This window comes from Microcoleus sp. Pol1C5, assembly GCF_036701115.1.
In the GTDB taxonomy this organism is placed as follows: Bacteria; Cyanobacteriota; Cyanobacteriia; order Cyanobacteriales; family Microcoleaceae; genus Microcoleus.
The window spans coordinates 1-12,409 of record NZ_JAUBQE010000043.1 but is presented as its reverse complement, the minus strand read 5'-3'; the positions used below and the strand labels follow the sequence as shown (position 1 = coordinate 12,409).

Genomic DNA, 12,409 nt, shown 5'->3' with positions numbered 1-12,409 from the left:
GTTCTTTTTCCTACCTATCGGTAGTAAGAGAGAAAAGATTCATTCTTAGAGTGACCAATGCCTCCCAATTATATCAACCTTCTTTCCCAGCTAATAGCCAGACAGGATTTTCACCAAAATAACTTTCCAGAAGCAAGCCACTTGCAGCCAACTGCAACAGCCGATTTGTGTGAGTTTTTAGGCGAAGAGGTTATTTATCAGACAATCGCGACTGCTACAACTCCTAAGCTCTACAAAATTCCTCAAGACTTGCCGCCTTCAATAATTTCTGCTTTGCACAGCCAAGGCATTCAACAGCTTTATTCGCACCAAATTAAAACACTCAAAGCCGTGCGCCAGGGCAAAGATGTCATCCTCAGCACAGCAACAGCTTCTGGCAAATCTTTAAGTGCGTACTTGCCTATTTTAGAGGGCATTCTCCAACATCAATTTACTGCACTCTCTATTTATGGCTTGAAAGCTTTAACAGCCGACCAAAGTCAAAAACTTGCCGATTTGCTCCAACTGATTCCTGAGCCTGCGCGCCCGCGCCTTGCCCTTCTAACTGGAGATACTCCTCCCAAAACCCGAGAACAATTATTAGATGCAAATCCCAGCATAATCAGCGCCACACCAGAGTTAATTCACTATGCGCTGAAAGGCGTTCACTGGAGTCAGCCTTGGCAGCATTTTTTAAGTCGCCTCCGCTATATTGTCCTAGATGAAGCTCACACTTTTAACGGAGTTTACGGAGCTAACATGGCTAGCTTAATTCGCCGATTAAAATTGGCAGTAGACGAGCGCGGAGGTTCTTCTCAAAAACTGCAATTCCTGATATTGAGTGCTACCGTTGGCAATCCAGTTAAATTAGCGAAGTTACTATCTGGTAGAAGTCGAAAGCGAAATATCAATAAACCCGAGCGGTTAGTTTGGATTAACTCTAGCGGAGCTGCTGTCCCAGAACGGCAATTAATTGTTACTAAACCGACTCATGATGCTAATTCAGATGTTGCTCGCATCATTATGTTTTTGTTGCAGCAAGGGCAAAGCGGAATTTGCTTCGGTAACGGCAGACAAGCAATTAAGAACTTGTGGGCAACTTTTAAGCAAGAAGCTGTAACTCAAACTAACTCGGGAATTGAGTCGCAAGTAGCAATTTTCTACGGCAGTTTAACAAGCGAGCGCCGCATGGAAATTATTAACTCTTTGCAGTCAGGAACAGTTAAGTGTATCCTCAGCACTAGCGCTCTCGAAGCAGGAATTGATTTGCCTCAACTTGACTTTGCTATTATTAGGGGATGGCCGGGAAGCTTGCAAGCTTTTAGGCAGAGGGCTGGCAGGGCTGGTCGCACAAACTCCGGTTTAATTGTCTTCATTCCTATTGCACAATCACCTTTGGATAACTATTTTGCCGAGCGCCCTGAATTGTTGGTGTCAGCCGAATCTGAATTGGTGAGCTTTAATGCGAATTATCCCATAGATATTGCCAAACATTTGATGTGCGCGGCTGTCGAAACAGGCATTCCTGCCAATAAGCTCAAGCACTACTTTGGCAAGAGCGCTCCTCAAATTGCAACGGCTTTAATTGAGCAAGGTGTTCTTCACAAAAGCCGGGATAAATTATGGGCTAAAGGCTTTCCGCATAAAGATGTAAACTTTCGAGGGGGAACGGGTGCTAGCACGATACAACTGGTGGATGCGGATACTCAAGAAGAGATTGAAGTCCTCAGTGCGGAGATTGCTTATCGAGAGGTATTTCCTGGTGCTATTTACCGCACGCAAAACTCAGACGGCTGTTTGGTGACTTATACTTCGCGCTCGCTCTTGAATGGCAAAGCTATTTTGCAAAACACCCCTGAAACTCGCCTGTTTACTGTAGCAATTAGCCACACTGATACCAGCCTCAAGCAGAATTTGAGTTTGCCTCAACAAATCCCGTTGGTCATTCCAGAAGTTGAAGGAAATGTTCAAACCAATTCAACGGATAGTAAGGCAATTCCAGCTCAAGCTATTTTGGAACTGGTTTGGGGAGAAATTAGCCAACTCGTCACGGGTTATCAATTATTGACTCGCAATTACGAGTTAACTTGTCTCAATAGAAAGTGTGTCAATTACAGAGAGCCTTTACCAAAATGTACTGCCTGTCCTGTTTGTGGCAAGAGAACTCGCTCGGCTGAGCTAACATCGGTTCTTAATGAGGTAAACTTTGAGCAACCTTACGAAATCAAATTTGCGACTCCTGTACTGCAAATTAGTTTGAATTCCCCGGTTGAATGTTACCTGCAACACATAGTAACAGCTACTCGCCAGGAATTGCTTCAGTCTCAACAGCCGATTCCTCCCGGATATCAGCAGTTGTGGGAGTACCCCGCGAATTTGTTGGCTATTCACAGTTTCGGTCATCAAATTTTAGCAGCTTTACCTCTGACTATTTTGGCTTCAGCTAATGATGTGAATTTTCTGGTAGAGAAGAGAGGTGCAAATGACTATGCAGGACTCTTTTACGATTTAGCAGAAGGGGGTTCGGGAACCTCGGAAGCTATTTTTCGTTCTCTTCCTCAATTAGCTCATGCGGCTGCTGAGTTAGCCCGCAGTTGTTCTTGCAGTTCTGGCTGTCCTAAATGTTTGATTCAGTCGGGATGCCCTGATGGCAATAAAGCTTTACTCAAGCAGGTGGGGCTGCTGCTGTGCGAAGCATTTTAAGAATGGGGGAATGGGAGTGGGGGGGAATCTGGAATTATTGACCTCCACTCCCATTCCAATGCAAGCGGAAACGAGCTCACTTCATAAAAGTTATCAAACAAATAGGCAATTGTTCAACATTGCTTCCAGAGCGATTCTAATTAGAAAAAGCTACTCCCCACTCTCTCTTCCGGGAGCATCTCATATTTGTAAAAACACTTCTTCTGGCTCCTTCCTTCTTCCTCTTTCGTTCTTCCTCCTGCCTTCTGCCTCAAAACTTAGATTTCTAGCTTGCTTGGCTGCTTTCATTGAGATGCTCCCGTCTCTTCCCCACGGACCACTCCCCATTCCCCATTCTTAAAATGTGTGAACCGCTACTGCGGTTTTTAGGGGCACATTTTTCAGACTTGTACTCGTCAGGAACCTCAGCCTAAAGGCATGAGGCTTGCCGGAGAAATCCAGTAAGCCATTCTGACCAGCCACAGTCTTAACTGACTACATTTCGAGAGTCACGACACCCTTAGATGCGTGCTAGTCTTCTGCTCTGTCGCTAACAATTAAACAGTTTTACGGTCACTGAAACAGTGTTGTTAGCTTAACAAGCTCTTGAAATATTGGCGAAGCAAACATTACCCCGCAAGGGAGAATTTCATGCAAAACTATACCTTTGTACTGGACCCAAATAAACAACCACTACATCCCGTTCATCCTGCCGTGGCTAGAAGATTACTCTCGAATGGCGAAGCTGCGGTCTTCCGTAGATACCCATTTACCATCATTCTTAAACGTGCTGTCAATACAACTGAACAGTCGATGGCGTTCCGCCCCGCAAGCTACGAGATCAAACTCGATCCCGGTAGTAAAACTACGGGAATTGCGCTACTAAAAGGTGAAAATATCATCTTCGTAGGTGAGCTAAATCACAGAGGACAAGCAATTAAAGCTAGCTTGGATTCTCGTCGTGCTATCCGTAGAAGTCGTCGAGCTAGACATACCCGCTACCGTCAAGCGCGTTTCCTAAATCGCATTCGTCCGAAAGGTTGGCTAGCTCCTAGCTTAAAACATCGAGTAGATACTACGCTGACCTGGGTCAACAAATTCATCAAATTTGCACCCGTAAATAGTATTGCGATGGAGTTAGTTCGATTCGATCTTCAACAACTAGAGAAACCTGAAATTTATGGGGTCGAATATCAGCAAGGCGAATTACTTGGGTACGAAATCAGAGAATATCTGCTCAACAAATGGGAGAGAAAATGTACTTACTGCAAGGTAGAAAATATTCCTTTGCAGGTAGAGCACATTCATCCCAAGGCAAAAGGAGGTAGCAATCGAATCTCTAATCTGTGTCTAGCTTGCGAAAAATGTAATCTCAAGAAAGGTACTCAAGATATTAACGACTTCCTTTTAAAGAAGCCAGATTTGCTCAAGCAAATTATGGCACAAGTCAAACAACCACTCAAAGATGCTACCGCCGTCAACTCAACCCGCTGGGCATTGTTTAATCAACTCAAGCTAACGGGATTACCTGTTACGACGGGTTCCGGCGGGCAGACAAAATACAATCGCACTCGATTAGAGTTGCCCAAAACTCATTATTTTGACGCTGCTTGTGTTGGCAAGGTTGATAAATTAATTGTGTTAACCACTCAACCATTGTTAATCAAGGCCAACGGTCACGGCACTCGACAAATGTGCCGCACTGATAAATTTGGTTTTCCATCTCGTTATGTACCTCGTGACAAATTTGTCAAAGGTTTTCAAACTGGCGACATTGTTAAAGCAGTAGTAACCAGGGGAAAGAAAGTTGGTCAAAATATTGGTCGAGTGGCTGTTCGCAGCAGTGGCTCTTTCAATATTTCGGCAAAAGAATTGGTACAAGGTATTAGCCACAAATACTGTCAGACTATTCAGAGGAAAGATGGATATTCATACCAATTTTACCTCAAGTAAAGCCGTCTTTTAAGACGGGGTTTCTACCCATTATTTTGATGAAAAACAAGCTTGTCTTGCCAATCATTGACTCCAAAATTAGAGAGTCAACGCTGCTACATTTCAGAAATCAACCCTATAAACAAAAGAAAAAGCAAGCTTTAATCCCCAACCTCAAACGAGATTTAAAGCCGGGCTGGCTTTTAACAATTCTCGCACAAATAGACCGATGTTTATGGGGAAGGTGGGATTATTGGGCTTTGTGTCAAGCTGTCCCCGCTCATGCCTGGATGCGGTGGAAGATGGAGCCAATGCTAGCCATTCTGGAGAACAGAAAACCAGAAATTTTACCCAAATTTGTAATTGAGGAAACTTTGCCAGCAGAACCGATTCCCCAAATCGAATGGCAGCATTCTCCTACCGCAGAAGCCATGTTAGATAATAGCCTCAATTGCATTCCTCAACATGGAGAATGGAAAACTTGGTCAGCTTGGGACTATTTGGAGTTTTTCTTGGACTGGGTTTTGTTCGCATTCGGACATCCAGCTTACAAGATTTTACCCAAAGAACCCGCCGGCTGTGAAGGTGCATCAATGCGTCTCTATCAGATGTTTGACCTGTCAATTCTCATGCTATATCCTGAAGATTATATGGGCAGACTGCTACCCCAAATTTGCGGAAAGACTGCTCAAAAAAGTTCAGGGTTTTATCCGACACCCTTAGCTTTGGGTCAATTCATGTCTAAGTTAGTCAGTGGTAATAAGACAGAGCGAACTTCCAACTTCAATGAACCTGCGTGCGGTACGGGTGCTTTAATGTTAACACAGTCAAATTACTGTCTGAGCGGTATCGGTCAAGATATAGACCCTACTCTGTTAAAATGCGCTTTGTTTCAGTTTTATCTGTTTTCACCTTGGCTGGCTGTTCCGATTTGGTGGTTGGGTCAAACTGATTTGCTCCTTGGCAATACTTTAAGTAGCGATAGACCTCAATCAATAAACGCTGCTTACTGGTATAATGAGTGGTTTGATCCTGTCGAATCTCAGGCTAAAAATGATACTGATTATCCAGTCGAACATGAAATAAGTTCAGGAGAAAGCTCAGAAGTTATTGACTTGAATAAGAAGACATCAATTCACTCAAATCCAGTAGTTCAAGAAGTTGTTAAGGGCAAACGCCGACCCAGAAATACGACAACATCTCCTCACCAATTTACGCTGTTTAATTTGGATGATTTCTAGCCCAATACGTACCTAATTCTCACTTGTGGCGGCGGGCGTAATGTTATGAGTAGGCTGGACTTCTGAAGCGAAACTGATTGTAGAAACTGCTGCTTTGAGGAGTTGTTCCGCCCAATCTGCTACAGCCAGCCCTTGAGTTTTAGCCGCATCTTGCATCTGGGCTTGCAGGTGTATCGGGAGCTGTAGAGTTAAGGTAAAAGTATCTCGTTGGGCTCGTCTTGCCTTTTTGACTAACTCTGGCTCGATCCATCGATCGAGCCACAATTTACATTTAGATCCTCGTTCGTTACCATCTTTCTCAATAAAGCTTAGTTTGCCTAGCTTTTGACAATAAAAACTGTGAGGGTCGTCTTGAACAGGCTCAAAACTGCAATGATAGCAATTCCAGCAGCTTCGGCATTGAGTTTCTGTCTGACTGGATGTTGCTCCCAATCCCTCAGCATTCTCTTGAGTGGCTGCTGAAATCTCACGGTTTGACGATGGATGATTGGCCCAAAGAGTTCGTTGGTTTTTGGAACTGTTCTCGTTGTTAGACTTATTCCTCGAATTTTTTTTCTGGTGTTCTTCAACAACTCGGGCAACGTGAAAAGCCGTAAGTTTGCCGTTAGGAGCAGTAGAAACGGCTTGGGCCCAAGCCCTAGGCTGCTCTTGGGAGGGTAGTGCTGTTAGAGGGCGAACTTGGCGCTCATTGGCGGGAAGGATTTGTGCGCCATGGCGCACATTTTCATAGACGGTTGCCGCTTCAATCAGTTGGTAGGCCCAGCGACGAGACATTTCCCACCGATTAGTGCAATAGTCTTCAAAAGTCGAGAAGTCTTGTCGGTAGAGGCGGCGATCCCGGATCTGGCGCAAAGCTTGCCCTATTTCCCAGAAAGCTTTCAAGCTCCGTTCGACTGTAGCTTCCAAGCTGCTTAATTCTAATGCTTCAGCATCAGTGAGCGTACTGCTGTGGGCAGACAAATCTTTAGCGTCGGCTTTGTTTAGGTGGCAGTCCTGTGCAACTCTCGCAGTGAGTTCAGCGCTGGGAACAACAGAGAAGTTATGTGCATCAGAACCGCGAACTGTGTTGGAGGATGACATTGATGTTCCGTCCGTCTTGCGCGGTGCAAGATTAAGTATTGCATAATGCAATGGTAGTTGCGTAATCGATTAAGGCTGTGATTGCTCAAATTTTGTAGAAAGGGCGTAAAATAGCGAAAAAGTATCGGCTTCAACGCAGCAGAAAGTAAAATAGTGTACGGTAAAAGCGTTAGTTGACATCCTCCGGGTGCGTTCGCGCGCGGGGATTCCCAAGACCACTCTTTGGGCTTCCTCTTTCCACTACTCGGCTTACACTCGGAGGAGTCTCCTCAGCCAAACTCTTGTCGGTGTCTCGCAAGGGCGTTAGTTCCCGTGTGCCCCAGGACTTTAAACCTAAATTTTCGGTAAGCAATTGTGACTGTTAGCTCTGTATCTTCTCTTATACTCGATCGCCAAAAGCGGCTGACTCAGTTGATCGAGCTGCTGCTGAAAGAAGGCTGGACTCAAAGCGCTTTAGCGTCCGCTATCGGAGTAGATTTTTCAACCGTATATCGGTGGTTAAAAGGGAAAACGATACCCGAATCCGATTCTAAGAACTTTCGGCAACTGGCAAAGTTAAGCGGTGGCAGTACCAAGACTCTGCAACTTTATTTGGATGGAGAAATATCCTTATCAGTTTATCAACGCGGTTTGGATGAGGTGGCGATCGGTCAAGTGAGTGGCAGCAAGAGGATAGGCTCTGAAAAAATTAAAAAAGAAGTTTTAGCAAAGATTTATTCCCTCGATCCAGATGATATTGCCGATATCATTTCTTCATCAGTAGCATTTTTAGCCAAACTTGTATAATTAGGTAACAAGCAGCCTACACCCTCACGGTTTTCGGTTGAGAAGCCGGAAAAGTCAGCGTCTCATTCTCCATTCCCCCCTGACTTCTGGCGATCGCCGCTATTGCTCAGTCTTTTATGCTCTGAGCAATGTACCTCCTTACTCTATCAGACCTCAATCAAACTATTCATACTAGCCCAGTACAAGAGCCGCCTCTTGTTCCTTCCTATCTGCAAGAACGCTTGCAACTGCTTGTCAAGCAAATTTTAATGGGATTACCTGTCGAGCCAATTCTCAACAGTCACCCCCAGTTCCAGCAGTGGGTTTTTCAGCTCAAAGAACTATCGCCATCACTATTTTTACCGCAGCGAAAACTGTTTGTTGACATTCCACTTCAAACAAAACTAGACCGAACAAAAAGGGGAGTGACAGAAGAAAATTCTTCCCCTTCTCCTCCATTTAAAGTGATACAAGTCCGTACAAATGTGGGTTTAGTCAAAGGAACACCCAGACTATTTGAGTGGGCGATTCGCCATCCTGTACTGACTTGGCAAGACCGAGTTAAGTTATGGGTAGCTGCCGAATTCTTCGAGATCGAGCCTCACAAGCTACAACTGATTATTTTGGCACTGCACCCGACTCAACCAGCAGAAAAAGTTCTGTTTGCCTGGGACAGCAAGCAACACCGACACACTCAAAATTGGCTTTTGACTACCATTGAACGAGAGAGAAAACAAACAGTTATCAAGCTCAATGGTCATCTAACACCTCAACCGAAGGAAGTAGCAACAGCTATCAATTTGGATGAAGTCAATTTGGATGAAATCAATTTGGATGAAGTCAACGAAGTGTCGATATAATCTGTTCAGACTGTGTATAGCTCTTCTGGATTTGTGGTGGGAACGGTAGTGTGAGCCTCTCGCGCGGGCTTTTCGGGCCGCATCACTAGAATTTTTCTGATCACCTAAAACTCGGGAGAATCGACTTTATTACCATCCTCCTATCGAGAGACATCCACCTTCCGACGAAATTGCCCAAAAATCAATACTTTTCTTCTCTCCATAGGAGGATGACACTCTTTAATATGAGGAAAAACAATAGACTATGGATAAAATGTAGTAGGAATCTTAGCCGTGACTGCAACTACCGCCACCCAACCAAAAACAAGCCAACTAAAAACCATCCTGATAGTTGAAGATGACCCGATGATGCAGCTCGGTCTACAGCATATCCTCAATAACCAACCCCATTTAACAGTTGTCGCACAAGCTGTTAACGGCAACGAAGCCGTCAGTGCTGCACTGCAACACCAACCAGACATCGCGCTGATGGACATTGACTTACCCGGACTCGACGGTATTGCAGCCGCCCAGCAAATCAGAGCCGCACTGCCGCATACTCGCATCCTGATGCTCACCCACCACAGCAATCCAACTCAGGTAATGGCGGCTTTGTCAAGCGGCGCTCACGGCTACTGCGTTAAAGGCACTAACGCAGAACAACTTCTAGCAGCGATTACGACTGTGCAAGAAGGTGGCAGTTACCTAGACCCTAAGATTGCCGACTGCGTGCTGCAAAATCTCAAAACGCCACTGCCCGAAAGCTATGCGAATGACGACATCAAGCTGACAGAACGGGAAATGCAGGTTTTGCAGCAGCTAGTTGAGGGTAAAAGCAATAAACAAATCGCTGCTCAACTAGGAATGAGCGTCCACACCGCCAAAGGTCATGTAGAGATGATTATAGCTAAATTTGAAGCGAGCGATCGCACCCAGGCTGCCGTTAAAGCACTGCGTTTGGGGCTGGTTTAGCCGTTAGAATGCAGCTTCTAATTGTTCTAAAAAAAGTGGTTTTTGAGGCGTAGCTATTGCGTAACAAATTATGACATCTTGTCAATTTTCAAACTTTGGCAATGTCAACCAAAACCTCGCTCCTTTTCCCAATTCGCTATCAACGCCAATCTCTCCGCCGTGAGCCTCAACAATTTGCCTGCAAATGTAAAGTCCCAATCCCAACCCTTGCCTTAAACTAACTCCAACTCCCCTCGTATAAGGCTCGAATAATCTTGCACATTGCTGAGGAGAAATTCCTGCCCCATTGTCTGCAACCGTACAGCAAACCATCTCACCTTCCCGTTTAGCTTCTACAGTCAAAATAAACCCAGACTGATTGTATTTAACAGCATTGTCGATCAGATTGCCAAACACCCGCCAAAGCTGCTGGGCATCAGCATTGACTAAAGGCAAATCTGCTGCAAAACGCTGTTTAACCTTGACTCGATGCTGGTTGAGAATTGGTAATCTTTCAATAAGAATATTTTGGACTAAAGCGGGCAGCGACAGCGGCTTCATGGCTAAAGAAGCACTTTTCACATCAAACTGTTGTGTTGCTGTTAGTGACTCAATCAACTGGAGTTGGCGCGAACAACTTTGCACCATAACCTCCACAGTCCGCCTATCCATAACAATGTTGCTGGCAGCATCATTGAGGCGACTTCGCAGCAGTAGCGACATTCCTGATAGAGGCGATCGCAAATCGTGCGAAACAGCGTGCAACAGCATTCTTAAATTGGCTTCTGCTTGCTGTCTTTCTTGAATTTCCTGGCTGAGCTGAACATTTTGTGTAGCCAATTGCACGTTAGCGCAGCGAAGTTGCTGCTGTAAACGCTGCATTTTAAGTTGGGCCGATACCCGCGCTAACACTTCAACAGGCTCAAAAGGTTTTATAATGTAGTCAGCACCGCCCGCCTCAAACCCTTTTACTTTGTCAAATACGTCATCTAAAGCGCTGATGAAAATTATAGGGATATCACAAGTAGCTTCAGATGCTTTAAGTTGGCGGCAGACTTCATAGCCATCCATACCGGGCATTTTTATGTCTAGCAAAATCAAGTCGGGTGCTTGCAATTCTACTGCTTTTAAAGCTCGCTCTCCACTAATCAGCTTCCTGACTTTGTAACCGTTTTCAATTAGCAGTTGAGACAGCAGTTGAATGTTGGCTGGAATATCGTCAACAATCAAAATGTCAGCCAAAAATTGTTTAGTTTGCTCCATTATCGATCGCCACCAAATGACAGATTTTTAAGTTTTGTCCGAATATTGCCAACCGCTATTTTCCCAGCCGCGCTGTTCGCACCAGCAGCATTAACAGGCGACTTAACATCAGCCACAGTCACGGGTTCTTCTGGATCGTTGGGATGTGGCAGCAATTGGTAAGCGAATCGAATCCGCTTGTCGAGTTCTTCATCTATATTGAGCAGTTTACCCGTCTGCTGCTCGACTGACAAAGCTTTTGCCCGCTTTTCAAGTTGCGGTCTGATGCTGCTGTCCCACAGTTCTTCAGACTCTTTAGCTCGTTTTATGTCGCCGGGCCGCACCGGAATCTTGAGAGGGTAGGGAAATAAAGCTTCTGTCCCCGTTGCGTAGGCCGGTGAAGTGATGACGCACTTGCCTTGAGGAAACCTCAGAATTTCGTCAGGACTAATCAGCGGTTTCTTTTGCAACTGTTCGCTCCAGTTGACAGAACGGCTCGTTTGCTGCCCCGTCGAGCTGCCGGTCGATCGATTTTTTACCAGCACTTCTACTTCCCCGTACCGCTTAGAATATTTCTCGGCTGTCTCAAAATCGCCGGGGTTGAAGAGGACATGAGTTGACAAAGCACTGGCGATCGCAGCCCCTTTTTTATCCCCATAGAGATTATAGAGTTGATTGAGGGATTGAATGCCAACAATCGGCACGCCGCCAGCAGAACGATATTCGTTAGCCCACTGATCCATTCTGTCGAACTTGAGAGACGGAAACTCGTCTAAGCAGTACAAAAATGGGTCAGAACGTACCCGACTCAAATTAGACACCACACATAAGTGAATAGCAGCAGCTAACAGCGGTCCCACTACAGTGCGCCTTTGGTCATCTAATTTGAAAATAATGCACTTTTTGCCTTCTAAAGCAATCGGAATGGTGCTGCGACCAATAAATGCCCGCAACAAATCTTTTTGAATGAAACTGGAGTAGGTAGCCTCTGCGGTGGCCTTGATGCCCGCCACTGTTTTTTCAGCATCTTTTGAACTTAATAACTGCGAAAAACTAGAGGCAATCCACCTGTCCATTTTGAGGGGATGACCGTCGGGCCGATGAACGGCGTGGTCGATGCGCTTGACCAAATCTGGGAGTTGAATAATTGCGTACACAAAAGCTAAATCCGGGTAAGGACTGCTTTTTGCCAACTGCACTAAACCCTTCGCCATCAACTCGCCTGCTTTCTCAAAAAACTCATTGCCTTTGCTCTCCCCCGGACTAGCATTTCGAGCAATAACTTGTCCAATTTCTGCTGCCATTACTGCATCTTGTGCATCTCTCATAAAATCCAGAGGATTGATAGTGCCGCTGTAAGCTTCCCCTGGCGCAAACACTTGCACATCGTAGCCGTAGCGCACTGCAAGGGGTGCAAGGAGTTTCATTTGGTCTCCTTTTTTGTCGTAAATAATGGCAGGAAACCCTTGCTGGAATGCACTTTCAACCATGCGGTCAATGACGCTGAATGTTTTGCCAGAACCCGGAGCACCAATAACTAAAGTTCCGCGTTCTGCGTGGGGAAACCAAACTGTAGGATTTGCACCTAATAGCGTTTGCAATCGAGCACTCAATCCCTGACCATTACTCACAAGTTAAGCTAAAACCAAAGTTGTCAATGAGTAATTTTACTCATTTTTTACCTGTTGACCCAATTAA

Annotated in this window: 9 protein-coding genes; 6 read left to right on the top strand and 3 right to left on the bottom strand. The window is 45.2% G+C overall.

Annotation, left to right across the window (positions count from 1 at the left end):
- The first annotated feature begins 57 nt into the window (after window positions 1-57).
- From QUA23_RS21945 to QUA23_RS21935, 3 genes are all read left to right on the top strand, one after another.
- On the top strand, window positions 58-2,682 hold the full coding sequence (locus QUA23_RS21945; protein WP_333078165.1) for a DEAD/DEAH box helicase: 2,625 nt from the start codon (window positions 58-60) through the stop codon (window positions 2,680-2,682).
- Between the two features lie 630 nt (window positions 2,683-3,312).
- The gene (gene iscB / locus QUA23_RS21940; protein ID WP_333078166.1) at window positions 3,313-4,614 is read left to right on the top strand and encodes an RNA-guided endonuclease IscB; all 1,302 of its coding nucleotides are present in this window, start codon (window positions 3,313-3,315) and stop codon (window positions 4,612-4,614) included.
- A gap of 38 nt (window positions 4,615-4,652) precedes the next feature.
- Window positions 4,653-5,834, top strand: coding sequence for a hypothetical protein (locus tag QUA23_RS21935; RefSeq protein ID WP_333078167.1), 1,182 nt, complete (start codon window positions 4,653-4,655; stop codon window positions 5,832-5,834).
- 12 nt (window positions 5,835-5,846) lie between these two features.
- On the opposite strand, the gene QUA23_RS21930 is transcribed toward QUA23_RS21935, so the two are convergent.
- Window positions 5,847-6,914 (bottom strand): hypothetical protein, encoded by a 1,068-nt coding sequence (locus tag QUA23_RS21930; protein WP_333078168.1) that lies wholly within the window; start codon window positions 6,912-6,914, stop codon window positions 5,847-5,849.
- Window positions 6,915-7,268: 354 nt separating this feature from the next.
- Between QUA23_RS21930 and QUA23_RS21925 the strand changes: the two genes are divergently transcribed.
- The 3 genes from QUA23_RS21925 (at window position 7,269) to QUA23_RS21915 (ending at window position 9,490) form a co-directional block, all read left to right on the top strand.
- Window positions 7,269-7,700 carry a helix-turn-helix domain-containing protein gene (locus QUA23_RS21925; RefSeq protein ID WP_193975537.1) on the top strand — a complete coding sequence of 144 codons (432 nt, stop codon included), beginning with the start codon at window positions 7,269-7,271 and terminating at the stop codon, window positions 7,698-7,700.
- A gap of 128 nt (window positions 7,701-7,828) precedes the next feature.
- On the top strand, window positions 7,829-8,539 hold the full coding sequence (locus QUA23_RS21920) for a hypothetical protein (protein ID WP_333078169.1): 711 nt from the start codon (window positions 7,829-7,831) through the stop codon (window positions 8,537-8,539).
- A 273-nt stretch (window positions 8,540-8,812) separates the two neighbouring features.
- Window positions 8,813-9,490, top strand: a complete 678-nt coding sequence (locus tag QUA23_RS21915; RefSeq protein WP_333078170.1) for a response regulator transcription factor — start codon at window positions 8,813-8,815, stop codon at window positions 9,488-9,490.
- Between the two features lie 81 nt (window positions 9,491-9,571).
- On the opposite strand, the gene QUA23_RS21910 is transcribed toward QUA23_RS21915, so the two are convergent.
- On the bottom strand, window positions 9,572-10,732 hold the full coding sequence (locus QUA23_RS21910; RefSeq protein ID WP_333078171.1) for a hybrid sensor histidine kinase/response regulator: 1,161 nt from the start codon (window positions 10,730-10,732) through the stop codon (window positions 9,572-9,574).
- Entirely contained in the window at window positions 10,732-12,342 is a 1,611-nt protein-coding gene (locus QUA23_RS21905) for a type IV secretion system DNA-binding domain-containing protein (protein ID WP_333078172.1), read from the bottom strand. The genes QUA23_RS21910 and QUA23_RS21905 overlap by 1 nt, the downstream gene beginning before the upstream one ends.
- Window positions 12,343-12,409: the final 67 nt, after the last annotated feature.

Bases quoted from the DNA above. Each gene is read 5' to 3' on its own strand.
- iscB (WP_333078166.1), top strand. From the start codon at position 3,313: ATGCAAAACTATACCTTTGTACTGGACCCAAATAAACAACCACTACAT.
- QUA23_RS21935 (WP_333078167.1), top strand. From the start codon at position 4,653: ATGAAAAACAAGCTTGTCTTGCCAATCATTGACTCCAAAATTAGAGAG.
- QUA23_RS21910 (WP_333078171.1), bottom strand. From the start codon at position 10,732: ATGGAGCAAACTAAACAATTTTTGGCTGACATTTTGATTGTTGACGAT.
- QUA23_RS21945 (WP_333078165.1), top strand. From the start codon at position 58: ATGCCTCCCAATTATATCAACCTTCTTTCCCAGCTAATAGCCAGACAG.
- QUA23_RS21920 (WP_333078169.1), top strand. From the start codon at position 7,829: ATGTACCTCCTTACTCTATCAGACCTCAATCAAACTATTCATACTAGC.
- QUA23_RS21930 (WP_333078168.1), bottom strand. From the start codon at position 6,914: ATGTCATCCTCCAACACAGTTCGCGGTTCTGATGCACATAACTTCTCT.